Source organism: Klebsiella pneumoniae complex sp. WS1778, assembly GCF_049472055.1.
GTDB lineage: Bacteria > Pseudomonadota > Gammaproteobacteria > Enterobacterales > Enterobacteriaceae > Klebsiella > Klebsiella quasipneumoniae.
Genome location: NZ_JBKGTJ010000002.1, coordinates 730,998 through 757,125 on the forward strand (window position 1 = coordinate 730,998; position 26,128 = coordinate 757,125).

22 protein-coding genes are annotated in these 26,128 nt (G+C 56.6%); 9 read left to right on the top strand and 13 right to left on the bottom strand.

All coding sequences use genetic code 11. The features are described 5' to 3' along the window. Window position 1: 1 nt before the first annotated feature. The 3 genes from ACLEXF_RS13425 to ACLEXF_RS13435 are packed head-to-tail and all read right to left on the bottom strand — an operon-like array spanning window position 2 to window position 4,046. Entirely contained in the window at window positions 2-1,780 is a 1,779-nt protein-coding gene (locus ACLEXF_RS13425) for a SmdB family multidrug efflux ABC transporter permease/ATP-binding protein (protein WP_004204783.1), read from the bottom strand. After that, a complete protein-coding gene (locus ACLEXF_RS13430) occupies window positions 1,773-3,545 on the bottom strand; it encodes a SmdA family multidrug ABC transporter permease/ATP-binding protein (RefSeq protein WP_017898906.1) in 1,773 nt (590 codons plus the stop codon). Before ACLEXF_RS13430 ends, ACLEXF_RS13425 begins: the two co-directional genes overlap by 8 nt. A 42-nt stretch (window positions 3,546-3,587) precedes the next feature. Further along, complete coding sequence (locus ACLEXF_RS13435) at window positions 3,588-4,046, bottom strand: Lrp/AsnC family transcriptional regulator (protein ID WP_004204786.1); 459 nt, start codon at window positions 4,044-4,046, stop codon at window positions 3,588-3,590. Window positions 4,047-4,161: 115 nt separating this feature from the next. Between ACLEXF_RS13435 and ACLEXF_RS13440 the strand changes: the two genes are divergently transcribed. Continuing rightward, a complete protein-coding gene (locus ACLEXF_RS13440; RefSeq protein WP_023319850.1) occupies window positions 4,162-5,214 on the top strand; it encodes a PLP-dependent cysteine synthase family protein in 1,053 nt (350 codons plus the stop codon). 44 nt (window positions 5,215-5,258) lie between these two features. Here the strand turns inward: ACLEXF_RS13440 and cof are convergent, their stop codons facing one another. Then, a complete protein-coding gene (gene cof, locus ACLEXF_RS13445; protein WP_032455636.1) occupies window positions 5,259-6,077 on the bottom strand; it encodes an HMP-PP phosphatase in 819 nt (272 codons plus the stop codon). Window positions 6,078-6,204: 127 nt separating this feature from the next. Here cof and ACLEXF_RS13450 point away from each other — a divergent pair, with 127 nt between their 5' ends. Continuing rightward, complete coding sequence (locus tag ACLEXF_RS13450) at window positions 6,205-7,902, top strand: SgrR family transcriptional regulator (protein WP_114506127.1); 1,698 nt, start codon at window positions 6,205-6,207, stop codon at window positions 7,900-7,902. Between the two features lie 66 nt (window positions 7,903-7,968). Continuing rightward, the gene (gene queC / locus ACLEXF_RS13455) at window positions 7,969-8,670 is read left to right on the top strand and encodes a 7-cyano-7-deazaguanine synthase QueC (protein WP_043521445.1); all 702 of its coding nucleotides are present in this window, start codon (window positions 7,969-7,971) and stop codon (window positions 8,668-8,670) included. Between the two features lie 128 nt (window positions 8,671-8,798). On the opposite strand, the gene ACLEXF_RS13460 is transcribed toward queC, so the two are convergent. The 9 genes from ACLEXF_RS13460 to bolA form a co-directional block, all read right to left on the bottom strand. Continuing rightward, window positions 8,799-9,200 carry a YbgC/FadM family acyl-CoA thioesterase gene (locus tag ACLEXF_RS13460; protein WP_048323174.1) on the bottom strand — a complete coding sequence of 134 codons (402 nt, stop codon included), beginning with the start codon at window positions 9,198-9,200 and terminating at the stop codon, window positions 8,799-8,801. Window positions 9,201-9,311: 111 nt separating this feature from the next. After that, complete coding sequence (locus tag ACLEXF_RS13465; RefSeq protein ID WP_049003059.1) at window positions 9,312-9,680, bottom strand: helix-hairpin-helix domain-containing protein; 369 nt, start codon at window positions 9,678-9,680, stop codon at window positions 9,312-9,314. Between the two features lie 148 nt (window positions 9,681-9,828). Beyond that, entirely contained in the window at window positions 9,829-11,703 is a 1,875-nt protein-coding gene (gene ppiD, locus ACLEXF_RS13470; protein ID WP_017898913.1) for a peptidylprolyl isomerase, read from the bottom strand. Between the two features lie 214 nt (window positions 11,704-11,917). Next, complete coding sequence (gene hupB, locus ACLEXF_RS13475; protein ID WP_002444653.1) at window positions 11,918-12,190, bottom strand: nucleoid-associated protein HU-beta; 273 nt, start codon at window positions 12,188-12,190, stop codon at window positions 11,918-11,920. Between the two features lie 209 nt (window positions 12,191-12,399). After that, window positions 12,400-14,754: an endopeptidase La gene (lon, locus tag ACLEXF_RS13480; protein WP_004151336.1), complete on the bottom strand. Its 2,355-nt coding sequence runs from the start codon at window positions 14,752-14,754 to the stop codon at window positions 12,400-12,402. 183 nt (window positions 14,755-14,937) lie between these two features. Beyond that, window positions 14,938-16,212: an ATP-dependent protease ATP-binding subunit ClpX gene (gene clpX / locus ACLEXF_RS13485; RefSeq protein ID WP_002891807.1), complete on the bottom strand. Its 1,275-nt coding sequence runs from the start codon at window positions 16,210-16,212 to the stop codon at window positions 14,938-14,940. 249 nt (window positions 16,213-16,461) lie between these two features. Then, entirely contained in the window at window positions 16,462-17,085 is a 624-nt protein-coding gene (gene clpP / locus ACLEXF_RS13490) for an ATP-dependent Clp endopeptidase proteolytic subunit ClpP (protein WP_002891804.1), read from the bottom strand. A gap of 309 nt (window positions 17,086-17,394) precedes the next feature. Continuing rightward, a complete protein-coding gene (gene tig / locus ACLEXF_RS13495; RefSeq protein ID WP_004204798.1) occupies window positions 17,395-18,693 on the bottom strand; it encodes a trigger factor in 1,299 nt (432 codons plus the stop codon). 345 nt (window positions 18,694-19,038) lie between these two features. Continuing rightward, window positions 19,039-19,356 (bottom strand): transcriptional regulator BolA, encoded by a 318-nt coding sequence (gene bolA / locus ACLEXF_RS13500; protein WP_002891649.1) that lies wholly within the window; start codon window positions 19,354-19,356, stop codon window positions 19,039-19,041. A 302-nt stretch (window positions 19,357-19,658) separates the two neighbouring features. Between bolA and ACLEXF_RS13505 the strand changes: the two genes are divergently transcribed. The 6 genes from ACLEXF_RS13505 (at window position 19,659) to ACLEXF_RS13530 (ending at window position 26,121) form a co-directional block, all read left to right on the top strand. After that, window positions 19,659-20,237 carry a lipoprotein gene (locus ACLEXF_RS13505; RefSeq protein ID WP_004204800.1) on the top strand — a complete coding sequence of 193 codons (579 nt, stop codon included), beginning with the start codon at window positions 19,659-19,661 and terminating at the stop codon, window positions 20,235-20,237. A 43-nt stretch (window positions 20,238-20,280) separates the two neighbouring features. Next, on the top strand, window positions 20,281-21,756 hold the full coding sequence (gene ampG, locus ACLEXF_RS13510) for a muropeptide MFS transporter AmpG (protein WP_043521448.1): 1,476 nt from the start codon (window positions 20,281-20,283) through the stop codon (window positions 21,754-21,756). Window positions 21,757-22,235: 479 nt separating this feature from the next. Beyond that, window positions 22,236-23,180 carry a cytochrome o ubiquinol oxidase subunit II gene (gene cyoA, locus ACLEXF_RS13515; RefSeq protein WP_004204802.1) on the top strand — a complete coding sequence of 315 codons (945 nt, stop codon included), beginning with the start codon at window positions 22,236-22,238 and terminating at the stop codon, window positions 23,178-23,180. A 19-nt stretch (window positions 23,181-23,199) separates the two neighbouring features. Further along, the gene (cyoB, locus tag ACLEXF_RS13520) at window positions 23,200-25,191 is read left to right on the top strand and encodes a cytochrome o ubiquinol oxidase subunit I (RefSeq protein WP_004204804.1); all 1,992 of its coding nucleotides are present in this window, start codon (window positions 23,200-23,202) and stop codon (window positions 25,189-25,191) included. Next, a complete protein-coding gene (locus ACLEXF_RS13525) occupies window positions 25,181-25,792 on the top strand; it encodes a cytochrome o ubiquinol oxidase subunit III (RefSeq protein WP_002891635.1) in 612 nt (203 codons plus the stop codon). The genes cyoB and ACLEXF_RS13525 overlap by 11 nt, the downstream gene beginning before the upstream one ends. Next, window positions 25,792-26,121, top strand: a complete 330-nt coding sequence (locus ACLEXF_RS13530; protein WP_002891634.1) for a cytochrome o ubiquinol oxidase subunit IV — start codon at window positions 25,792-25,794, stop codon at window positions 26,119-26,121. The genes ACLEXF_RS13525 and ACLEXF_RS13530 overlap by 1 nt, the downstream gene beginning before the upstream one ends. Window positions 26,122-26,128 lie beyond the last annotated feature (7 nt).

Here is a 26,128-nt window from a genome sequence, read left to right on the forward strand (position 1 = left end):
ATCAGGCGCTGAGCGACTCTTCTCTGGCGCTGGCCGCCAGCTCTTCACCAGCCAGCTGTAGCTGATACATCTGCCAGTAGCGGCCTTTCGCCGCCAGCAGCTGCTGGTGGTTGCCCCGCTCGACGGCCTGACCACGATGCAGAACCAGAATGGTATCCGCCTCGACGATGGTCGACAGCCGATGGGCGATAACCACCAGGGTGGTATGCTGGCGAACCTTCGCCAGCGCCTGCTGGATCGCCTGCTCGGTACCGGAGTCGATGTTTGCCGTCGCCTCATCCAGAATCAGTACCTGCGGGGTGTCCACCAGCACGCGCGCCAGCGCCAGCAGTTGCTTCTGTCCGACGGAGAGATTATTGCCCTGCTCGCCCAGTTGGGTGTACAGGCCGTCGCTCATGCTGCGCGCCACCGCCGCCAGCTGCACCGCCTCCAGCGCTTCCCAGACCTGGGTTTCGCTGATGTCCCGGCCCAGCGCGACGTTGGCGTAGAAGGTATCCGCCAGCACCACCGGATCCTGTTGCACCATCGCGATGCCCCTACGCAACGCGCTGTGGCTAAGAGAAGCGAGCGGCCGGCCATCGATGCGGATCTCCCCGTGGGTTAACGGATAATAGCCCATCATCAGACTGGCGAGGGTACTCTTCCCGCTGCCGGTATGCCCGACCAGCGCCACAAAGCTGCGGGAAGGGATATCCAGCGTGATATCCTGGAGGACCAGACGATCCCCGCGGTAGGCGAAGGAGAGATGGTCGATTTCCACCCGACCGCTGCTCAGCGGCGCGTCATCGGCGCCCCACGCCTGGCGCGGACGGTCCATCAGTTCGAAAACGCGTTCGCCGGCGACCACCGCCTGCTGCAGCATCGACTGCTGGGTGGTCAGCTCAATGAGCGGCTCGTTAAGGCGCCCGAGATAGCTGATAAACGCATACAGGACCCCGACCTCAATCGTGCCCGCCGCGCTAAAGCCGAACAGCATCAGCAGCCCACACAGCACCAGCGAGGAAAAAAGACTCAGCAGCGGACGCAGCAGAAAACCGTCGAGGCGTAGCGTCTGCATCCGCGCCAGGTAGTGGGCGTAGCTGGCCTCACGCATCCGTTCGCCAAAACGCGCCTGCTGGCGGAACTGCTGAATGACCCCCATGCCGTTGATCACTTCGTTAAAGCCATCGTTGATGTCGGCAAGCCAGGCGCGCACCCGGCGCACGATCGGCGTACTATAGCGCTGATAAATGATCATCACGATCAGCACCGCCGGGAAAATCGCGATCGCCACCAGCGCCATCCGCCAGTCGAGGCTAAACATCGCCACCAGCATCGCGCCGATCAGCGCCGCGCTACGCAGCACCGTCGCCACTACCGTCACGTACAGGTCGCGAATGACTTCCGTATCGTTGGTTACCCGGGAGATAAGCTGCCCGACCGGCTGAGTATCAAACTCGCTGAGCGGCTGATGCAGGGCGGCATCCATCACATCGCTGCGTAACTGCTGGACCACGCCAACCGCGGCGCGGTTAAACAGCAGCGACTGGCTATAGTGCAGTAACGCCGCCAGCAGCTGCAGACCGATATAGGCTGCCGCCAGGCCTGCCACCAGCTTCAGCGGCAGAGTATGTTTCGCCACCATATTGTCGATGAAATAACTGATAAGCAGCGGACCGCTCACCTCTGCCGCCGCCGCGATCCACATCATCGCCACCGCGATGGCCAGCGGCTTACGCCACGGTGAACCATAGGCCAGCAGGCGTTTAAGCGTCGGCCAGAGTTCGGTAAAGCTACGCATCCAGGACCTCCTCTTGCTCCTGGGGAACCTCGTCGAGCGCGGCCTCCAGCTGCTGATAGCGATACATGTCGCGATACCAGCCTGGCTGCACGGCCAGCGCCTCATGGCGGCCGCGCTGGGCGACATGCCCATGCTGCAGCACCAGAATTTCACTGGCCTCGGTCAGCGCCGACAGCCGGTGGGCGCTGATGATCACCGTCCGGCCCTCTCCCCACTGGCGCAGGTTATGCAGGATCTGGTGTTCGGTGCGACCATCCACCGCCGATAAGGCATCATCCAGGATCAGAATTTCGGCCTCCAGCAGCAGGGCGCGGGCAATAGAGATACGCTGTTTCTGGCCGCCGGAGAGCATCACGCCGCGCTCGCCCACTTCGGTATCGTACCCCTGGGGCAGACGCAGAATGTCGTCATGCACGCTGGCCAGCCGCGCCACCCGCTCAATCTGTTCCGGCGTCGCGTCCGGTTTTCCCAGCGCGATATTATTGGCGACGGTATCGGAGAATAAAAACGGCGTCTGATTGACCACCGCCAGCCGTTCGCGCCAGCTGTCGAGCTGCAGACGCGGTAGCGGCAGATCGTGAAAGCGGATCTCGCCGCTGGTGACGTCAAAATGGCGCTGCAGCAGGGCCAGAATGGTGCTTTTGCCGGCGCCCGTCGGCCCGCAGATGCCCAACATTTGCCCCGGCTGAAGGGTAAAATTAACCTGTTCCAGTGAAGGTTTGCTCGCCTGCGGATAGATGAAATCGCGGATAGCGACCTGCAGGACGCCGCGGCCTGCCGGCACCGTCTCGGTCCCGTCGTCCACCGCCGGCGCCTCTTCGAGCAGGGTGCGGATACGACCATAGGCCGCGCTACCGCGCTCCACGATGTTAAACATCCACGCCAGCGCCAGCATCGGCCAGATCATCAGGCCAAGGTACATCACGAAGCTGGTCAGCTGCCCCAGCGTCAGGCTGCCGTGGATCACCATCCAGCTGCCGCCGCCGATGGCCAGCAGGTTCGCTGCCCCGATGGCGATATAGATGGTAGGGTCGAAGCGAGCGTCAATTCGCGCCACGCGCATATTTTTCGCTCCGGTATCAGCCGCATCGGCGGCAAACTGCGCCGACTGGCGATCCTCCAGCCCGAACGCCTTAATCATGCGGATGCTGGTCAGGCTCTCCTGCGTGCGATCGTTGAGGCTGGAAAAGGCCGCCTGGGCGACGCGAAAACGTTCGTGAAGGGCATCGCCGTTGCGTTTGATCGCCAGGGCCATCAGCGGCATCGGCAGCAGCGCCAGCAGGGTGAGCTGCCAGCTAATCTGCGTCGACATCACAATCAACACCGCACAGCCCATCACCAGGGAATCCACCAGGGTTAACACCCCTTCACCGGCGGCAAACACCACCCGGTCCACGTCGTTGGTGGCGCGGGCGATCAGATCCCCGGTGCGATGGCGCAAATAGAACGCCGGATGCTGGCGGCTCAGCTGCCGGTAAAAGTCTTCCCGCAGTTCGACCGCCAGCTGGTAAGAGGCGCCGAACAGCAGCACGCGCCAGACATAGCGCAGCAGGTAGACCATCACCGCGATCAGCACCAGCGCGCCGATCCACATCCACACCTTCTCCGCGGTGTAATGTTGTTGCGTCACGCCGTCGACCACAATGCCCACCACCTTCGGCGGAACAAGCTGCAGGACGGCAATAATGGCCAGCAGGGCAATTGCGCCAAGATAGCGGCGCCACTCCCGGCGGAAATACCAGCTGAGTTGTGCAAATAATCGCAAGCAGTAAGATCCTGATTTGTTATGGGTTACGGCGCAATACCGTTATTCGACAGGCAAGGCGGTGGTGTATTTTATCTGTTCCATGGCAAAACTCGAAGTGACATCCGACAGCCCCGGCACGCTGTTCACCAACCGTTTATAAAAGTCGTCATAGCGCTTCATATCGGCCACCTGCACCCGCAGCAGATAGTCATACTCCCCCGCCATCCGCCAGAAGCCGAGCACTTCAGCCATCTGCGTCACTTCGCTCACAAAATGGCAATACCAGTCGCTGCTGTGATGCTGGGTCTTGATCAGGACAAACGCCGTCAGCCCCAGCCCCACCTTTTCCGCATCCAGTAAGGCGACGCGCCCGCGGAGAATACCCTCATCCTCGAGTCGTTTCAGGCGTTTCCAGCAAGGGGTCGTGGTCAGATTAACGGCATCGGCCAGCGCCTGCAAAGAGAGGGTGCAATCTTCCTGCAGCAGCGCCAGCAGCTTACGGTCAATTTTATCTAACATAAGGCCACCAGAGAGAATAATTTACTCCCGCAATTGTAATTGAAAGGCCAAATAGCAACAATTTTTCCCGCACAATCCGCTAAGCTGGGCACAAAATGACAAACAGGAATCCGAGATGAATAGCGCCTGGGTAAAACACGCCATTAGTGAAATTAACGCCGACTATCAGCGTTCCGCCGATACACACCTGATTCGCCTGGCGCTGCCTGGTTTTCCGGGGATCCCGATTTATCTGAAGGATGAAAGTACGCATCCGACCGGTAGCCTCAAACATCGTCTGGCGCGGTCGCTGTTTCTCTATGGCCTGTGCAACGGCTGGATCAAAGAAGGCACCACGATTATCGAATCGTCTTCGGGTTCGACTGCAGTTTCTGAGGCCTATTTCGCCCGCCTGCTGGGGCTGCCGTTTATCGCCGTGATGCCCTCCTGCACCGCCAGACGAAAAATCGAACAGATCGAGTTCTACGGCGGACGCTGCCATTTTGTGCAGAGCGCCTGCGAAATCTACGCGGCTTCCGAAACGCTGGCGCGTGAACTGAACGGCCACTATATGGATCAGTTTACCTTCGCCGAGCGGGCCACCGACTGGCGCGGCAATAACAATATCGCCGACAGTATTTTCCGCCAGATGAGCCATGAACCGCACCCGCAGCCGTCGTGGATCGTGATGAGCGCCGGCACCGGGGGGACCTCGGCGACCATTGGCCGCTATATTCGCAGCCAGGGTTACGAGACGCAGCTGATGGTTGTCGACCCGCAAAATTCAGTATTCCTCGATTACTGGCAGACCCGCGACGCCAGCCTGCGCAGCCCGATCGGCAGCAAAATTGAAGGCATCGGCCGCCCGCGCGTCGAGCCATCGTTTATTCCCGATGTTGTCGATGAGATGCTGCGCGTGCCGGATGCGGCGAGCGTGGCCACTGCTCTGTGGCTGGAAACGCAGCTTGGGCGAAAAGTCGGCGCCTCGACCGGGACCAACATGTGGGGCGTGCTGCAGCTGGCCGCGCGGATGCGCGAGGAAGGACGCACGGGTTCCCTCGTCACCCTGCTGTGCGACAGCGGCGAGCGTTATCTGGAAAGCTATTACAACCCGCAGTGGGTGGCGGCCAACATCGGCGATATCGCCCCCTGGCAGGCGGAGATCGCCCGGCTGGTCGGCAGAACATAAAAAAAGCCAGATAGAATGCTATCTGGCTTGCTGGAAGGGTCTCTCTATTCGGGGGAATAAGGAAGATCAGGATTATCCAGCCAATGCGTTAAAAAATGGGAGACCGCCTGATGCCGGCAGTCGCCAATAACCGGGAGATGCGGCAGCTCGGCTTTCAGCTGCGGCATCGCGTTGCCCATGATGAACCCCCGCCCAACGCTGCGAAGCATCTCGCGATCGTTCATCGCATCGCCGAAGGCCATGCACTCCTGTAGGGTGAGTCCCAGGTGCTGGCTCAGCCTCGCCAGCGCCGCGCCTTTATTGCAGCCAACCGGCAGCACTTCCAGACAGTCCATCGCCGAGAAGCAGAGAAACGCGCGCTGGCCCAGCGCCTCATTCAGTTGGATCCGCAGGCGGCGCAGATCGTCATGATCGCCGCAGAAGCAGATCTTGGTGACATGATGCGCCGACATACGTTTCGGATCGCACAGTTGATAGCGAAACCCGCTGAAGACATGCGCCTTCAGCAGCTCAGGTCTTGCCTGGCCGGTGAACCAACCGCCGTCATTAAACACGTGCATGCTGGCCCGGGTATCCCATCGACTATGCAGCACGTCTTCCGCTACCTCGGGATTGAGATCCTGACGGTACAGCTCCTCCCCTTCCAGCGAGTGGATGCGCGTCCCGTTGCCCGTGATCAGAAATGCGTCCAGGGAAAATTCACCCATCACATGGTGCATCTCCAGCGCATGGCGGCCGGTGGCGAACGTCAGAGTGATATCGCGTTCCCGCAGCCGTTTCAGCGCGGTGAGCGTCTTTTCTCCGAGACGATGGTCCGGCATCAGTAAGGTGCCGTCCATATCAAATGCTGCCAGTTTTGCCATGGTGTTTTCCCCGATGTGTGATGGGCTTCGCTTGTGTTGCAGTATCACCTGGGATATACGGAAGTAATAGTGAATAGATAATATAAATTGTTCCGGGTTTATTGCGGCCCGGTGGGCGACAGCGCTTATGAGACTCTTACACCGTTTAAACCAGTACCAGCGGCTGTGGCAGCCCTCTGCCGGGGCGCCGCAGCAGGTCACCGTCGGCGAGCTGGCGGAACGCTGTTTTTGCAGCGAACGCCACGTCCGTACCCTACTGCGTCAGGCGCAGGAAGCTGGATGGTTAAGCTGGCAGGCCAGCTCCGGGCGCGGCAAGCGCGGCTTGCTCTCTTTTTACAAAACGCCGGAACGTCTGCGCAATGAGATGATGGAGCAGGCGCTGCATAAAGGTCAGCAGCAAAACGCGCTGGAGCTGGCGCAGCTAGCCCCGGTGGAGCTGAAAGCCCTGCTTCACCCCTTTCTGGGCGGTCAATGGCAAAACAATACCCCGACCCTGCGTATTCCCTACTATCGCCCGCTGGAGCCGCTGCGTCCCGGCTTTCTGCCCGGACGCGCCGAGCAGCATCTGGCCGGGCAGATCTATGCCGGGCTGACGCGCTTCGACGAAGGTGACAATATGCCGATCGGCGATCTGGCGCACCACTGGCAGGTCTCCCCTGACGGCCTGCGCTGGCAGTTTTATATCCGCTCCACGCTGTGCTGGCACAACGGCGATGCGGTGGAAACCGCACAGCTGCGGCAGCGCTTACTGCTGCTGCTGGATCTGCCCGCCTTGCGGACTCTGTTCGCCAGCATCAGCCGCATCGATGTCACTCACGCCCAGTGCCTGACCATCACGCTGCATCGTCCTGACTACTGGCTGCCGTTCCGCCTCGCCAGCTATTGCAGCGTACTGGCCCATCCTGACGATCCGGCCATCGGCTGCGGACCGTTCCGCCTGAAGCGGTTTAGTCCGGAACTCGTCCGCCTGGAGAACCATCCCCGCTACCACCTGCAGCATCCGCTGATCCAGGCGGTGGAGTACTGGATCACCCCCCAGCTCTTCGATCGCGATCTCGGGACCAGCTGCCGCCACCCGGTGCAGATCACTATTGGCGATCGCGAAGAGCTGCATAACCTGCGCCAGGTCAGCAACAGCATCAGTCTTGGCTTCTGCTATCTGACCCTGCGTCACAGCCCTCGGCTTAGCAAAGCGCAGGCCCAGCGGCTGGTATCGATAATTCACTGCTCGTCGTTGCTGGATACGCTGCCGCTCGACGAGGATCTTATTACGCCAAGCCATGAGGTGTTGCCGGGATGGTCCATCCCGCAGGGGCCGGAAAACAGCGCGGTGCCGCTGCCGGCCAGGCTCACGCTGCTCTACCATCTGCCGGTCGAACTCCACGCCATGGCCGAACAGCTGAGACAGCGGCTGGCTGTGCTGGGCTGCGAGCTGACGCTGCTGTTCCATGACGCCAAAAACTGGGAAGGCTGCCAGCATCTGGGGCAGGCCGACCTGATGATGGGCGACCGCCTGATCGGCGAAGCGCCGGAGTATGCCCTGGAGCAGTGGCTGCGCTGCGATATGCTGTGGCCCAATTTGCTGACCGGGGCGCAATATGCCCATCTGCAGGCGACATTAGACGCGGTACAGGCGCAGCCGGAAGCCCGCAGCCGCAACGATGCGCTGCGCAACGTATTTAACAGCCTGATGGAAGACGCCATCATGACGCCGCTGTTTAAATATAACTATCGGATCAGCGCCCCGCCGGGAGTCAATGGCTTGCGCCTCAACGCCCGCGGCTGGTTCGACTTCGCCAGCGCCTGGCTGCCGGCGTCGACGTGACAGAGCTGGTGGTGGCGGGCGTCTGGCGCTACCATATCGCCTTTACTCATTTAGTCAGGAATTGCCATGAAACGCGCCGTAGTTGTCTTCAGCGGAGGACAAGATTCAACCACCTGTCTGGTGCAGGCTCTGCAACAGTATGATGAAGTGCATTGCGTCACTTTTGATTATGGCCAACGCCACCGCGCGGAAATCGACGTTGCGCGCGAACTCGCCCTGAAACTTGGCGCCGTCGCGCATAAAGTGCTGGACGTTACCCTGCTCAATGAACTGGCGGTCAGCAGCCTGACCCGCGATAACATTCCGGTACCGGACTATCAGCCTAATGCCGAGGGCATTCCCAATACTTTTGTCCCGGGGCGCAATATTCTGTTTTTAACCCTGACGGCCATCTACGCCTATCAGGTAAAAGCCGAAGCTATCATCACCGGCGTGTGCGAGACCGACTTCTCCGGCTACCCGGACTGCCGCGATGAGTTTGTCAAAGCGCTGCACCACGCCGTCAGCCTTGGAATGGCGAAAGACATACGCTTTGAAACACCGCTGATGTGGCTGAACAAAGCCGAGACCTGGGCGCTGGCCGACTACTGGGGTCAGTTAGATCTGGTGCGCCGGGAAACCCTTACCTGCTACAACGGCATTAAGGGCGATGGCTGCGGCCAGTGCGCCGCCTGCAACCTGCGCGCTAACGGGCTTAACCAGTATCTGGCCGATAAAGTCGGGGTAATGGCGGTGATGAAGCAAAAAACCGGGCTGACACAGGCATAGCCTCCGCAGAGGTATCTTCCAAAAGCTTCAGTTCAACTTCCCCGGTAGCGCTACGCTTACCGGGGCAAGGGGTTCATCACCTTCCGTGGGTCGAGGTGCGCCACCGCCCGGCAGGCACGCGACGGTTGTCAGCGCAAGTTCATCTGGTCGAGTTTCTCACGCAGTTCCCCTTGCAGCGGCAGCGCCTTCTGGGTTTTCAAATCGATACAGACGAAGGTAATCAGCGCATCGGCCACCACCTCGCCGTTGGGGTTGAGAGTGACCACCTGGCTGAGCGTGCCGCTTTTGCCGTTGAGTTGCTCCAGTTTGCTGCTCACCGTCAGCACATCGCCCAGGACCGCCGGACGGCGGTAGTTAATATTAATATTCACCACCACGAAGGCGATGTTTTTCTCGGTCATCCACTGAAACGCCGGACTCTTTTCCAGACCATCCCAGCGGGCCTCCTCAAGGAACTCCAGGTAGCGTGCGTTATTCACATGCTGGTAGACGTCCAGATGATAGCCGCGAACTTTAATTTGTGTCTGCATAGCATCAATGCCTTTCTGTTATTGTTGTTTATGAGGTAAGAGGTCACACCACTTGATGCAACCTCTTTATCCTGGCAAAAAATCACCGCTGTGCAAGCGCTGGCAAAAAATTTACAGCGTCAGATGGGATAAATTCCGCTCCACCAGCGCGCTGCCCATCCCTGGGACCTGCTTCAGATCATCAAGGGTTTTGAACGGTCCGTACTCCTCACGGTAGCTGACAATCGCCTGGGCTTTTTTCAACCCCACGCCATTCAGAGCCTGCGCCAGCTGTTCGGCGCTGGCGTGGTTAATGCTGACTTTGGTCGCCCCGTTGTCGGCCTCGCCGGGCTCCGCTTTCGCCTTCGCCGAAGAGGACGCCTGGACATGCTCTTTGGTTACCGGCGCATTACCGCTGGCGGGGGCAGCCAGCGCGCCCTGTGCGCCTACCGCGAAAACCAGAACGCCCGCGGCCATCAGTGCTTTTATTCCATATTTCATGCTGATATCTCCTTGTGTTTAGACAGCAAGGCTACGATAGCGTCAGTGCGGATGGCCGACAAAAGGCAAATCACAGAAATGGAAAGGGCCGCGAAAGCGGCCCTTGAGGATTACATGGTGTTGCGTATTTTTGCGAAACGACGCGAAATTACTGCTGCTGGTCGATGCTGTCGCCCAGCTTAATTTTCGCCGCCTTGCGCAGGTTGCTCATCAGCGCCTCGAAAGCGATTTGGGCATTGTTCTGGGTAATCCCCTGAACCATAGCCTTCTTCTGCTCTTCCGGCATGCTGCCTGCTTTCACTTCATCGAGCGCCACCAGCACCACATCGCCTTGCATGTTGCTGCCAACGCCATAGACCGGTTTGCCCTGCTGCGGCAGCGGCAGAGTAAATGCCAACTGGCTCAGCGGATCCTGGCCGGTACGGGAAAGCGTCTGCGGTGCGCCAAAGCTCAGGCCAGCCGCCTTCATCGCCTCATCGCCTTTGCCGTCTTTCAGCGCCGCCAGCAGCTTATCGGCATCCCGCTTCGCCTGCTGTTCCGCTTTATTGTGCTTAACGATATCGCTGACCTGCGCCTTCACTTCGGCCAGCGGTTTCACCGCCTCGGCTTTGTGCTCGCTGATACGCAGAACAAAGGCGCGATCGCCGTCAACGGTAATGATGTCGGAGTTGCTGCCCGGCGCGCCGTTCACGCCGACCAGACCGCCGTTGAAAATAGCGTCAGCGACCGGTTTAAAGTTCAGCTCTTCCGGCAGATTATCGCGGCCAAACCAGCCGGTTTCCACCACCTGCAGTCCGGCGACCTGCGCCGCGCCCGCCAGCGATTCATTATCGTTGCTGGCCGCATCGCTCACCTTCTGCTGCAGCGCATAGTAAGCATCCAGCGCTTTCTCCTGCTTCACTTTCGCCGCAATGTCATTGCGCACGTCAGCCAGCGGCTTGACCTGCGCCGGCTGGACATCGTCCAGACGGGCCACCAGGAAGCCAACCGAGGATTTGATCACCCCGGAGAGCTGGCCTTTCTCTTTCAGGCCGGCGTCTTTCAGCTCAGGCACGGTAGAAGCATCTTCCATCCACCCCATATCGCCGCCGTTGCGGGCAGAGATAATATCGGTCGATTTTTCTTTTGCCAGCGTGGCGAAATCGGCGCCTTTTTGCAGCTCGGCCAGTACCGCTTTCGCATCAGCTTCAGTTTTAGTCTGAATCACGCTGTAGCGATTACGCTGCGGCTGAGTGAACTGATCTTTGTGCTGGTCATACCATGACTGAATTTCTTCGTCAGAGGCGTTTTCCTGCATGCTGGCGGCATCCATCTTGATGTAGCTTACGCGGAACTGCTCCGGCGCCATAAAACGGGCCTGATTCTGCTGCCAGAAAGCGTTGATTTCCTCATCGCTGGCGGTCTGTTTTGCCGCCAGGGCGTTGACGTTGATGGTCGCTTCGCGAACGACACGCTGCTGAGACACCAGCGCCGCCAGCTGATCGGACTCGCCGGGCAGCATGAAGTCGGTACCCGCAATGGCGTTAATCAGCTGCTGCGTGGTCAGCTGGTTACGCAGCGCCTGGGCGTACTGATCGGTGGTCATCCCCATCTGGGCGACAATACCGCTGAAGCGCTGGTTGTCGAACTTACCGTTCGTCTGGAACGCCTGGGTCTGGAAGATCGCCTGCTTCACCTGCTCATCGCTGATGCTGAGGCCCAGCTCGCGGGCATACTGATCCAGAAGCGACTCGTCAATCAGGCGGTTCAGCACCTGCTGGCGCATGGTTTTCATGTAGTTTTCGTTCGCCGCCAGCTCGGAGAACTGGTCACCAAGCTGCTGCTGCATACGGTTACGTTCGCTGGCGACGGCGTTTTCAAACTGCCCACGGCCAATCTCCTGGCCATTCACTTTTGCGGCATAGTTTTTGCCACCGCCAATCAGGTAACCACTCACCCCGGTCAAAATGAACGAGACGATAATGATACCGAAAATAATCTTGAGCACGACGCTGTTGGCGGCCGTGCGTAGGTTGTCCATCATGGTGTAACAACGCTCCGCTGTAGATGACTTTAGCTCGCGCAGCATAGCACGTGATGGCCGCCGCGCGTGAGGACGTATTTTGACAAGAAAACAGGGTGATTGTCAGCCCACAAGTGGCGATAAACACACATAAAGTGGTCTGAAAAGGCAATAAAAAAGGCACATCTCACGATGCGCCCTTGTACTTCGTCACATTCCCTGACGGGAAAGCCGATCAGTTCACCGCGTCTTTCAGCGCTTTACCAGCACGGAAGCCCGGCACTTTTGCGGCAGCGATAGTAATTTCTTTACCTGTTTGTGGGTTGCGACCAGTACGGGCGGCACGTTCTTTAACAGCAAAGGTACCGAAACCTACCAGCGCAACGTCATCCCCAGCCTGCAGAGATTCAGTAACAGAAGCGATTAAAGCATCTAACGCACGTCCAGCTGCAGCTTTAGAAATGTCCGCACCCGCAGCAATTTTGTCAATCAGTTGAGATTTATTCACTGTTCTCTTCCTCTCTTTATAATTTATATCGCACCAGAGTCCTTCATAGTGCGACCGCGCAGCAGTTATATCAGGACTGTCATGCCCTTACAACAGCAGTTGTCGATGACCCCCCTGCCAGCGATCTAAGTTAGCTACACAAAAAAAGGCTGGCAAGTCCGAAATGACTTACCAGCCCTATTTTTATTAGCGCAATTTGCGCAGAATCACTATTTCGCGGTCACAACCTGCATGCCAAACGGTTCGTTTTGCAGCGCAAGTGTCAGAACTTCCTCGATTCGTTTCACCGGATGGATATCCAAATCAGCGATAACGTTATCCGGAATTTCTTCAAGGTCGCGTTTGTTCTCATCAGGAATCAGAACAGTCTTAATACCGCCGCGATGCGCCGCCAGCAGTTTTTCCTTCAGACCGCCGATCGGCAGCACCTGTCCACGCAGCGTAATCTCCCCGGTCATCGCCACATCGGCGCGTACCGGGTTGCCGGTCAGGCAGGAGACCAGCGCCGTACACATGGCAATCCCCGCGCTCGGACCGTCCTTCGGCGTCGCCCCTTCCGGTACGTGGACGTGAATATCACGCTTCTCGTAAAAGTCGGCGTTAATCCCCAGCTTGTCCGCCCGCGAACGTACCACGGTCAGCGCAGCCTGAATCGACTCCTGCATCACCTCGCCCAGCGATCCGGTGTAGGTCAGTTTGCCTTTGCCCGGTACGCAGGCGGTTTCGATGGTCAGCAGGTCGCCGCCCACTTCCGTCCACGCCAGACCGGTCACCTGACCGACGCGGTTCTCGCTATCGGCGCGGCCATAGTCGAAGCGCTGCACGCCGAGATAATCATGCAGATTCTCACCATTAATTTCGATGTGTTTCAGCGATTTATCCAGCAACAGCTGCTTAACGGCCTTACGGCACAGCTTGGAGATTTCACGCTCCAGGCTACGAACGCCCGCTTCACGGGTGTAGTAACGAATAATGCCGATAATGGCGCTGTCGTCGACGGTCAGTTCGCCTTTTTTCAGCGCGTTGCGTTCGATCTGCTTCGGCAGCAGGTGACGCTTGGCGATATTCAGTTTTTCATCTTCGGTGTAACCCGAGAGGCGAATCACTTCCATACGGTCCAGCAGCGGCGCCGGAATGTTCATGGAGTTGGAAGTCGCCACGAACATCACGTCGCTGAGATCGTAATCCACTTCCAGATAGTGGTCGTTAAAGGCCACGTTCTGTTCCGGATCCAGCACCTCAAGCAACGCAGAAGCCGGGTCGCCGCGCATGTCGGAAGACATTTTGTCAATCTCATCCAGCAGGAACAGCGGGTTTTTTACCCCCACTTTCGCCATTTTCTGGATCAGTTTGCCCGGCATCGAGCCAATATAGGTACGACGATGACCGCGAATTTCCGCTTCATCGCGCACGCCGCCCAGCGCCATGCGGACGTATTTCCGGCCGGTCGCTTTGGCGATAGATTGCCCCAGCGAGGTTTTACCTACCCCCGGCGGTCCCACCAGGCAGAGGATCGGCCCCTTGATTTTGTTCACCCGGCTCTGCACCGCGAGATACTCAAGGATGCGATCCTTCACGCGCTCCAGACCATAGTGATCGGTATCAAGGATCTCCTGGGCCTGACGCAGGTCTTTCTTGACCTTACTGCGCGCATTCCACGGCACCTGCACCATCCAGTCGATGTAGCCACGCACGACGGTCGCTTCCGCAGACATCGGCGACATCATCTTCAGCTTCTGCAGTTCCGCTTCGGTTTTCTCTTTCGCCTCTTTCGGCATTTTCGCCGCGTCGATCTTGCGCTTCAGCGCTTCGTTTTCGTCCGGGGCGTCGTCCATCTCGCCGAGTTCTTTCTGAATCGCTTTCATTTGCTCGTTCAGATAGTACTCGCGCTGGGATTTCTCCATCTGCTTTTTGACGCGGTTGCGAATGCGCTTCTCAACCTGCAGCAGATCGATTTCCGATTCCATCATCGCCATCAGATATTCCAGACGTTCGTTGACGTCGGACATCTCAAGCACGGACTGCTTGTCCGCCAGCTTCAGCGGCATATGCGCCGCGATGGTATCCGCCAGGCGCGCCGGATCGTCGATGCTGTTCAGCGACGTCAGCACTTCCGGTGGAATCTTCTTATTCAGCTTGATATAGCCTTCAAACTGGCTGATAGCGGTACGAACCAGCACTTCCTGCTCACGTTCGTCAATCGCCGGCGAGTCGAGATACTCCGCTTTCGCCGAGAAATGCTCGCCATTATCAGACAGCGCAGAAATGCGTGCACGCTGTAGCCCTTCGACCAGCACCTTCACGGTGCCGTCCGGCAGCTTCAGCATCTGCAAAATAGACGCCACGGTTCCAACGGTGAAAAGATCGTTTACACCCGGCTCATCCGTCGACGCTTCTTTCTGCGCAACCAGCATGATTTTTTTATCATGGTCCATGGCCGCTTCGAGGCAACGGATAGATTTTTCCCGCCCTACGAACAGGGGTATGACCATGTGCGGATAAACCACCACATCGCGCAACGGCAATACGGGGATTTCAATGCGTTCAGAACGCTCAGGATTCATAGAGCTCTCTCTTAGTTTAAAGTCCGCCAGGTAGCCGACGACGCCACACTCCACTGCATCGTCGTTAATATGTAATCCAGTATATGGGGATGTATTCCACACATTCAACGGCGGGAATGCAGGAAAAATAAAAGGGGAGATAAAATCCCCCCTTTTTGTTAACTGCTTGAGTGAAATGGCTAATTATTCGCCAGATGCCTGCTGCGCTTCCGGTTTGCCGTAGATCAGCAGCGGTTTGCTCTGACCGGCGATAACCGACTCATCAATGACCACTTTTTCGACATCTTCCATCGAAGGCAGATCATACATGGTGTCCAGCAGCGCCGCTTCCACAATGGAACGCAGGCCACGGGCGCCGGTTTTACGCGCCATCGCTTTCTTGGCAATGGCATCCAGCGCTTCGTCGCGGAATTCAAGCTCTGCGCCTTCAAGGCTAAACAGCGCCTGATACTGCTTGGTCAGGGCGTTTTTCGGCTCTTTCAGGATCTGGATCAGCGCTTCTTCGCTCAGCTCGTTCAGGGTCGCCACGACCGGCAGACGGCCGATGAATTCCGGAATCAAACCAAACTTGATCAGATCTTCCGGCTCGACCTGGGCCAGCAGCTCGCCTTCGCTCGCTTTGTCGGACTTCGCTTTAACCGTCGCGCCAAAACCAATGCCGGAGCCGGTTTCCACACGGTGGGAAATCACTTTGTCCAGACCGGCAAACGCGCCGCCGCAGATAAACAGGATCTTGGAGGTATCAACCTGCAGGAACTCCTGCTGCGGGTGTTTACGCCCGCCCTGCGGTGGAACGGCGGCGACGGTGCCTTCGATGAGCTTCAGCAGCGCCTGCTGCACGCCTTCGCCGGAGACATCGCGAGTAATCGACGGGTTATCGGACTTACGCGAAATTTTGTCGATTTCGTCGATATAGACGATGCCGCGCTGCGCTTTCTGCACGTCGTAATCGCACTTCTGCAGCAGTTTCTGAATGATATTTTCGACGTCCTCACCCACATAACCGGCTTCGGTCAGGGTAGTAGCGTCCGCCATGGTAAACGGCACATCCAGCAGGCGCGCCAGCGTTTCCGCCAGCAGCGTTTTACCGGAGCCGGTCGGCCCGATCAGCAGGATGTTACTTTTACCCAGCTCTACGCCATTGCTGGTATCGCCATTGCGCAGACGTTTGTAGTGGTTGTATACCGCGACCGCCAACACTTTTTTCGCCTGTTCCTGACCGATGACGTAGTCATCAAGGTGGTGGCGAATCTCGTGCGGCGTCGGCAGCGCGCTGCGCTCGCGGTGCGGCGCAACTTCTTTAATCTCTTCGCGAATGATGTCGTTACATAAATCAACGCATTCGTCGCAGATATACACGGATGGCCCGGCGATCAGCTTACGCACTTCATGCTGGCTTTTGCCGCAAAAAGAGCAATACAACAATTTGCCCGATCCATCTTTGCGTTTATCTGTCATGAGTCCAAACCTCTTTTTAAGTTCTTTGTGCCGCACACGACGACGCAAATGCCATTCTCAGGCGCAAGCCGCCATATAGCGTTGTGCCGCCCTTCATTAGTATATACACAAAATCCTTCGCGCTACATCGCGGCGGTAGCGAAGCGACCGGCCGCCTGCCTGCCCGGCAAGCGTCCGGAAAAATGCCAACCGCTCAGCAAACGTGGCGAGAAGGATGAAGCGTAAAGCGGCACCCTTACGCCCAGGGCATCAATTACGATGGGTCAAAATAGAGTCGACCAGTCCGTACTCCACGGCTTCCGCAGCAGACAGGAAGCGGTCACGCTCGGTGTCACGCTCAATCTGCTCAAGAGACTGGCCGGTATGATGCGCCATCAGCTCATTCATGCGTCCTTTCACCTTCAGGATTTCACGGGCGTGGATCTCAATATCCGTCGCCTGCCCCTGATAGCCGCCCAGCGGCTGGTGGATCATCACGCGGGAGTTCGGCAGGCAGAAACGCTTGCCCTTCGCCCCGGCGGTCAGCAGGAACGCGCCCATGGACGCGGCCTGGCCCATACAGATGGTGCTGACGTCCGGCTTGATGAACTGCATGGTGTCATAAATCGACATCCCGGCGGTGATCACCCCGCCCGGAGAGTTAATGTACAGGTAAATGTCTTTTTCCGGGTTTTCCGCTTCCAGAAACAGCATCTGCGCCACGATCAGGTTTGCCATGTGGTCTTCGACCTGGCCGGTCAGAAAAATGACGCGTTCCTTAAGCAGACGGGAGTAGATATCAAAAGAACGTTCACCGCGTGAGGTCTGTTCAATGACCATCGGCACCAGGGCCATATGGGGTGCAAAGTTGTCTCGTTCGCCACTGTATGACATTTCCGTCTCCTGGAGTAATTTTAAAATACCTGCTGCACTGATTGTAACCTTACGGACGGATTATCAGCCACAGTTTCTATCCGCTGAACGCGTCACCGCCTCTTCAACACGCGTGCGATTGCGGATGCAGTTGCCTCCCTCGGTAATGGGGATGGCGTTGCCATATTTCAAGCATAACAAGCTTTTGCTGTAACGCTATCATGGTAAATGCGTTTTAGCACCGTGCCTGAGGCTATCATTATCCTAAAAAAAAACCCGCCGCCTTTCGGCAACGGGTTTTTGCCCGAACCTTGAACAATCGCGGCGAAATTACGCCTGCTGGTTCATCAGTTCGTTGAAGGAAGTGGCTTTTTCAGACACTTTGGCTTTCGCCAGCACGGCTTCAACAGCCTGCTCTTCCAGCGCCACGTTGCGCATGTTGTCCATCAGCTCTTTGTTCTTGCTGTAGAACTCAACCACTTCTGACGGATCTTCGTAAGCAGAAGCCATCTCTTCGATCAGGCCTTTCACGCGCTCTTCGTCAGCTTTCAGCTCGTTGGTGCGAATCACTTCGCCCAGCAGCAGGCCAACCACTACGCGGCGTTTAGCCTGCTCTTCGAACAGTTCGCGCGGCAGTTCCAGGGCCTGTTTCTCGTTGCCACCGAAACGCTGAGCAGCCTGGCGACGCAGCACATCGATTTCGCTGTCGATCAGAGCTGCCGGAACGTCGATGTCGTTAGCTTTAACCAGACCTTCGATAGCCTGAGACTTCACGCGGTTACGCACAGCGCCTTTCAGCTCGCGTTCCATGTTTTTACGCACTTCAGCGCGCAGGCCAGCGACGGAACCATCTTCCACGCCGAAACGTTTGATGAATTCTTCGGTCAGCTCCGGCAGTTCACGTTCTTCAACTTTCTTCAGGTTGATAACGAACTTAGCCGCTTTACCTTTCAGGTTTTCTGCGTGGTATTCTTCCGGGAAGGTCACGTCGATGGTGAACTCGTCACCCGCTTTGTGGCCTTTGATACCGTCTTCGAAGCCCGGGATCATGCGACCCTGGCCCATCGCCAGTACGAAGTCAGAAGCTTTGCCGCCTTCGAACTCTTCACCATCTACGGAACCGGTGAAGTCGATGGTTACGCGATCTTCAGCGTCAACCGCGCCTTCTTTTTCTTTCCAGGTTGCCTGCTGCTTGCGCAGGGTTTCCAGCATGGTGTCAACGTCAGCGTCAGTCACTTCAACAACCGGTTTTTCTACTTCGATCGCTTCCAGACCCTGCAGTTCAACTTCCGGATACACTTCGAACTCTACCGCGTAGGTGAAGTCTTCACCCAGTTTGTATTCGCCCGGAACGTAGTTCGGCGCGCCGGCCGGATTGATTTTTTCTTTGATGATCGCGTCAACGAAATGACGGCTCATCAGGTCGCCCAGCACGTCCTGACGAACGGAAGCGCCATAGCGCTGAGCAACAACATTCATCGGCACTTTGCCTTTACGGAAGCCGTCAATGCGAACTTTTTTCGCTACGTTGACCAGCTCGCTTTTGACAGCATTCTCGATGCTGTCAGCGGCGATAGTAATCGTTACACGGCGCCCAAGGCCCTGAGTGGTTTCAACTGAAACTTGCATCTTGTTACCTCAAAAAAATCACAGTGCTCGGTCAACTCTGGAAGCGCGTGTAGGTGGCTTCGCAGAACCGGGATGCCCTCTTCAAATCAGAAACACATTCCCTGTCGTCAGAATCATCCCGAAGACATTCATATATAAGACGCGGCATTATAGCGGCATCACTTTTGTGAGTCGAGAACGGTTGTCGCCTGGTGCTGCGGCATTTTTCACATTTCCCGCTCAATTTTGTCCGCAAAAGCGCTGAGTTTGCGCATTTTCCAGGCAAAACAAAACGGCCCGTAGGCCGTTTTTGCTAAATCTGCAAGCAACATACTGGAAAAGCGCCAGCGGTTGCAAATGGGATTTCTAGGCGATGCTCCCCGCGCCGCGGCACGGCGGCGAGGCGAAAACCGTATCCTGTAGCGCTTCCCATTCTTTAATCGTGTAGGTGTGCAGCGCCAGGGCGTGCACCGTATTCGACAGCTCCTCGGTTAGCGTGCCGTAGATCATACGGTGGCGATTTAGGAAACGCTCGCCAGTGAAGCGATCGCTCACTAACACCACTTTAAAATGACTTTCAGAGCCCGCAGGGACGTTGTGACGATAACTTTCATCCACGACTTCGAGATACATCGGGTCGAACGCTGCTCTAAGTTTTGCTTCGATCTGTTCACGTATCATCATGAATTTTCTCCTCCGACAACGCTGAGATGCCGCCACTCCATTTAAATGTTAGCCGCTTTTACCGCTTCCATTAGGAGAAAACAACAAAAAATTAGCATTGTTCTGATATTTTCATTCAAAAGTATCACGTTTACTGGCTCTGGTCGCCAGATCCGCCGGGGAAAGAGCGATTAACCGTGGCGGGACGCTCAGAAAACCGCCAGGGCGATGGATTTACACGCGTTGCCACTTCCCCTTGCCGTTGGCAATGCTATGATGGCGGTAATTTTCCTTATAACAACACCATGCGTTGAGACCTGAACATGCTTAAGAAGATCCTTTTCCCGTTGGTCGCCATGTTTATGCTGGCAGGATGCGCCACGCCGCCGACCACCATTGAAGTATCGCCGAAAATCACGCTGCCGCAGCAGGATCCTAGCCTGATGGGCGTGACCGTCAGCATCAACGGCGCCGACCAGCGTCCGGACCAGGCGCTGGCGAAAGTGACGCGCGACAACCAACAGGTCACCCTTACCGCCTCCCGCGATCTGCGCTTCCTGCTGCAGGAAGTGCTGGAGAAACAAATGACCGCGCGCGGCTACATGATTGGCCCGAACGGCGCAGTCGATCTGCAGATCATCGTCAACAAACTCTACGCTGACGTCTCCCAGGGCAACGTGCGCTACAACATCGCCACCAAAGCCGATATCGCCATCATCGCCACCGCGGCAAACGGCACGAAGATGACCAAAAACTACCGCGCCAGCTACTCGGTAGAAGGTGCCTTCCAGGCCTCGAACAAAAACATCGCTGATGCCGTCAACAGCGTCCTGACTGATACCATCGCCGATATGGCGCAGGACACCAGCATCCACGATTTCATCAAGCAAAACGCGCGTTAATGCCCCCACGAACCCGGCCTCCGCCGGGTTCGTGCTTTATGCTATGTCCAGTCACTACTTACGCATTTTTCAGCAGCCTAAATCAGCGATTTTGCTGATCCTCGGCTTCGCCTCCGGTCTGCCGCTGGCCCTCACCTCCGGTACCCTGCAGGCCTGGATGACGGTGGAAAACATCGATCTGAAAACGATCGGTTTTTTCTCGCTTGTCGGCCAGGCCTATGTCTTTAAATTCCTCTGGTCCCCGCTGATGGACCGCTACACGCCGCCGTTTCTCGGGCGCCGTCGCGGCTGGTTGGTGACCACCCAGGTCCTGCTTCTGCTGGCCATCGCGGCGATGGGCTTTCTCGAACCTGCCTCCCAGCTGCGCTGGATGGCGGCTCTGGCGGTAGTGATCGCCTTCTGTTCGGCGTCGCAGGATATTGTTTTTGACGCCTGGAAAACCGACGTTCTGCCAGCGGAAGAGCGCGGCACCGGCGCCGCGATCAGCGTGCTGGGCTATCGCCTCGGGATGCTGGTCTCCGGTGGTCTGGCCCTGTGGATCGCCGACCGCTATCTCGGCTGGCAGGGCATGTACTGGCTGATGGCGGCGCTGCTGGTGCCCTGCATCATCGCCACGCTGCTGGCGCCCGAGCCAAGCGACGTTATCCCGGTTCCCCGGTCGCTGGAGCAGGCGGTAGCTGAACCGCTGCGAGATTTTTTCGGCCGTAACAACGCCTGGCTGATTCTGCTGCTCATCGTTCTTTATAAGCTTGGCGATGCGTTTGCCATGAGTCTGACCACCACCTTTCTCATCCGCGGCGTCGGTTTTGACGCCGGCGAGGTGGGAATGGTGAACAAAACCTTAGGCCTGTTCGCCACCATTCTTGGCGCCCTGTACGGCGGCGTCCTGATGCAGCGATTGACGCTGTTCCGGGCGCTGCTGATCTTCGGTCTGCTGCAGGGGGTTTCCAACGCCGGCTACTGGCTGCTGTCGATTACCGATAAGCACCTCTATTCCATGGCGACCGCGGTATTCTTTGAAAATCTGTGCGGGGGAATGGGGACGGCGGCGTTTGTGGCGCTGCTGATGACGCTGTGCAACAAGTCGTTCTCCGCCACCCAGTTCGCGCTGCTCTCGGCGCTGTCCGCGGTTGGCCGCGTGTACGTCGGGCCGATTGCCGGCTGGTTTGTCGAGGCCCACGGCTGGTCCGCCTTCTATCTCTTCTCCGTGGTCGCGGCGGTGCCGGGGATCGCGCTGCTGCTGCTGTGCCGACAAACGCTCGAGCATACCCAACGCACGGCAAGCTTTATACCGCGTAGCGAATATCCGCAGGCCTATGCGCTGGCGCTGGGGATCCTGACGCTGGGCTGCCTGCTGCTGGCGGTATGGCTGGGTCTGCTGATCCTCAACGCGCTGGATTATACGTCGTTCAGCTTCCTGTCCGGCCTGCTGGAGGTTGCCGCGCTGACCGCCGTTGGCGGTATTTTGTTCGGCGGCCTGCTCGACTACCTGGCGCTGCGTAAAACCCACCTCATTTAAGGACGCTGCATCATTATTAGCCGTTGTAATTACGAAACGTAATTATAACGGCTTATTAACGCTTTTATATTGCCCGCCGCGCTATTTGTTGTTTTGTGCGTTTTTGTTTTCTGGAAATTATTGACAGTTTTCATTCGATTCTTTAAATAATTTAACCGATTCAGCTACGCCGTTTTTATTTCACGTTTCCACAATGTCTTTTATTTGATAATTAAATGTTAAACAATTGTTCTAATTTTTGGGTGGTTATGCCCATTCGCCGCTAAGTACACCTTTTCTTATCCCTTTCGTTATCGATCCTACGAAAATCAGGCTTTGCAAGCGATTACGTAACACTACGTAACATATGTGACAAACCAAGCAGAAGCCGCTAACACAGAACTGACAGAGATCCAATCATGTTTACAGTAATGCAACCTTACCGTAAAATGCCCATACACTTTAAACGCCACCAGATCCCGTGGAATTGAGGTCGTTCAATGAGACTCAGGAAATACAATAAAAGTTTGGGATGGATGTCATTAATCGCAGGTACTGTATTACTCAGTGGTTGTGATTCTGCACTCCTTGACCCAAAAGGACAGATTGGACTGGAGCAACGCTCTTTGATTCTGACGGCCTTCGGCCTGATGATGATTGTCGTTATTCCGGCCGTCTTGATGGCAGTAGGATTTGCCTGGAAGTATCGCGCGAGCAATAAAGATGCGAAGTATAGCCCGAACTGGTCACACTCCAATAAAGTGGAAGCTGTGGTCTGGACGGTACCTATTCTGATCATCCTGTTCCTGGCCGTTCTGACCTGGAAAACCACTCACGCACTGGAGCCAAGCAAACCGCTTGTCCATGACGAGAAACCAATCACCATCGAAGTCGTATCGATGGACTGGAAATGGTTCTTTATCTATCCGGAACAGGGTATTGCTACCGTTAACGAAATCGCCTTCCCGGCGAACGTACCGGTACACTTCAAAGTGACCTCTAACTCGGTGATGAACTCGTTCTTTATTCCGCGCTTAGGCAGCCAGATCTACGCAATGGCCGGGATGCAGACTCAGCTGCACCTCATTGCTGACGAAGCTGGTACTTATGACGGTATCTCCGCTAGCTACAGTGGCCCGGGCTTCTCTGGTATGAAGTTCAAAGCGATTGCTACCCCGGATCGTGCAACTTTCGATCAGTGGGTTGAAAAAGCGAAACAGTCTCCGAACGCCATGGACTCTATGGCCGCGTTCGAGAAAGTGGCTGTGCCTAGCGAATACAACAAAGTGGAATACTTCTCTAACGTGAAACCGGATCTGTTCAAAGATGTTGTGAACAAATTCATGTCTCACGAGAGCATGAACATGTCCAAACCTGAAGGCGAGCATGCCGCTCACGACGGGATGGAAGGCATGGACATGAGCCACGCGGAAACCGCTCACTAAGGGGCCGAGGAAGAAAACGATGTTCGGAAAACTTACACTGGATGCAGTGCCCTACCACGAACCTATTATCGTGGTAACGGTGGCTGCGATTATCATTGGGGGACTGGCGCTTCTGGCAGCCATCACTTACTTCGGTAAGTGGTCCTACCTATGGAACGAGTGGCTGACTTCTGTCGACCACAAACGTCTCGGTATCATGTACGTTATCGTGGCAATCGTCATGCTGCTGCGTGGCTTTGCGGACGCCATCATGATGCGTAGCCAGCAGGTGCTGGCCTCGGCCGGGGAAGCAGGCTTCCTGCCGCCTCATCACTACGATCAGATCTTTACCGCCCACGGCGTTATCATGATCTTCTTCGTGGCGATGCCGTTCGTTATCGGTCTGATGAACCTGGTGGTTCCGCTTCAGCTCGGCGCACGCGACGTAGCCTTCCCGTTCCTCAACAACCTGAGCTTCTGGTTCACCGTTGTGGGCGTGATTCTGGTTAACCTGTCTCTGGGCGTCGGTGAGTTCGCGCAGACCGGTTGGCTGGCTTATCCGCCGCTGTCGGGAATTGAATACAGTCCTGGCGTAGGGGTCGACTACTGGATTTGGGCGCTGCAGCTCTCCGGTATCGGTACTACCCTGACCGGTATTAACTTCTTCGTGACCATTATCAAGATGCGCGCCCCGGGCATGACCATGTTCAAGATGCCGGTATTCTCCTGGGCATCTCTGTGCGCTAACATCCTGATTATCGCCTCTTTCCCAATTCTGACCGTCACCATCGCGCTGCTGACCCTGGATCGTTACCTGGGCACCCATTTCTTTACCAACGATATGGGTGGCAACATGATGATGTACATCAACCTGATTTGGGCCTGGGGTCACCCGGAAGTGTACATCCTGGTTCTGCCGGTGTTCGGGGTCTTCTCCGAAATCGCCGCGACCTTCTCGCGTAAGCGTCTGTTCGGTTACACCTCTCTGGTGTGGGCAACCGTCTGTATTACCGTTCTGTCGTTCATCGTTTGGCTGCACCACTTCTTCACCATGGGTGCTGGCGCGAACGTAAACGCCTTCTTCGGTATTACCACCATGATTATCGCGATCCCGACCGGGGTTAAGATCTTCAACTGGCTGTTCACCATGTATCAGGGCCGCATCGTCTTCAACTCGGCGATGATGTGGACTATCGGCTTTATCGTCACCTTCTCCGTCGGTGGGATGACCGGTGTGCTGCTGGCGGTACCGGGCGCAGACTTCGTTCTGCACAACAGCCTGTTCCTGATCGCGCACTTCCATAACGTTATCATCGGCGGTGTGGTGTTCGGTTGCTTCGCCGGTCTGACCTACTGGTGGCCGAAAGCCTTTGGCTTCACCCTGAACGAAACCTGGGGCAAACGCGCTTTCTGGTTCTGGATCATCGGCTTCTTCGTGGCGTTTATGCCGCTGTACGTGCTGGGCTTCATGGGGATGACCCGTCGTCTGAGCCAGCAGATCGATCCGCAGTTCCACCCGATGCTGGTTGTTGCAGCTTGCGGTGCGGCGCTGATCGCCTGCGGTATCCTGTGCCAGCTGATTCAGTTCTACGTCTCTATTCGCGACCGCGATCAGAACCGTGACCTGACCGGTGACCCATGGGGTGGCCGTACGCTGGAGTGGGCAACCTCTTCTCCACCGCCGTTCTACAACTTCGCTATCGTTCCTCAGGTTCACGAGCGTGACGCCTTCTGGGAAATGAAAGAGAAAGGTGAAGCGTACAAACAGCCTGCTCACTATGAAGAAATTCATATGCCGAAGAACAGCGGCGCCGGCATCGTCATTGCCGCCTTCGCTACGGTATTTGGTTTCGCCATGATCTGGCATATCTGGTGGATGGCGATCGCCAGCTTCATCGGCATCGTAGCGACCTGGATTATTAAGAGCTTTGACGAGGACGTGGATTACTACGTACCGGTTGCAGAAGTCGAAAAACTGGAAAAACAGCATTTCGATGAGATTAACAAAGCAGGGCTGAAAAATGGCAACTGATACTCTTGCGCATACTGCCCACGCGCATGAACACGGGCACCATGATACAGGACCGATGAAGGTATTCGGTTTCTGGATCTACCTGATGAGCGACTGCATTATCTTCGCTACGCTGTTTGCTACCTATGCCGTTCTGGTGAACGGCACGGCCGGCGGACCAACTGGCAAAGATATTTTCGAACTGCCGTTCGTTCTGGTTGAAACCGCACTGCTGCTGTTCAGCTCCATCACCTACGGCATGGCGGCTATCGCCATGTACAAAAACAACAAGAGCCAGGTGGTTTCCTGGCTGGCGTTGACCTGGTTGTTTGGCGCCGGATTTATCGGGATGGAAATCTATGAATTCCATCACCTGATCATGGAAGGCTTTGGTCCGGATCGTAGTGGCTTCCTGTCCGCGTTCTTCGCGCTGGTCGGCACCCACGGTCTGCACGTGACCTCCGGTCTTATCTGGATGGCGGTGCTGATGTTCCAGGTTTCACGTCGTGGCCTGACCAGCACTAACCGCACCCGTATCCTGTGCCTGAGCCTGTTCTGGCACTTCCTGGACGTGGTGTGGATCTGCGTGTTCTCGGTTGTCTATCTGATGGGGGCGATGTAATGAGTCATTCTACCGATCATAGCGGCGCTTCTCACGGCAGCGTGAAGAGCTACATGACAGGATTTATCCTGTCCATCATCCTGACGGTCATTCCGTTCGCCATGGTGATGAGTGGCTCCGCCTCGCATGCGGTTATCCTTGGCACCATTCTGGTGACCGCTGTGGTGCAGATCGTGGTACACCTCGTGTACTTCCTGCATATGAACAGCAAGTCCGATGAAGGCTGGAACCTGACCGCATTTATCTTCACCGTAATCATCATTGCGATCGTGGTTGTCGGCTCCATCTGGATTATGTGGAACCTGAACTACAACATGATGATGCACTAAGAGCGGC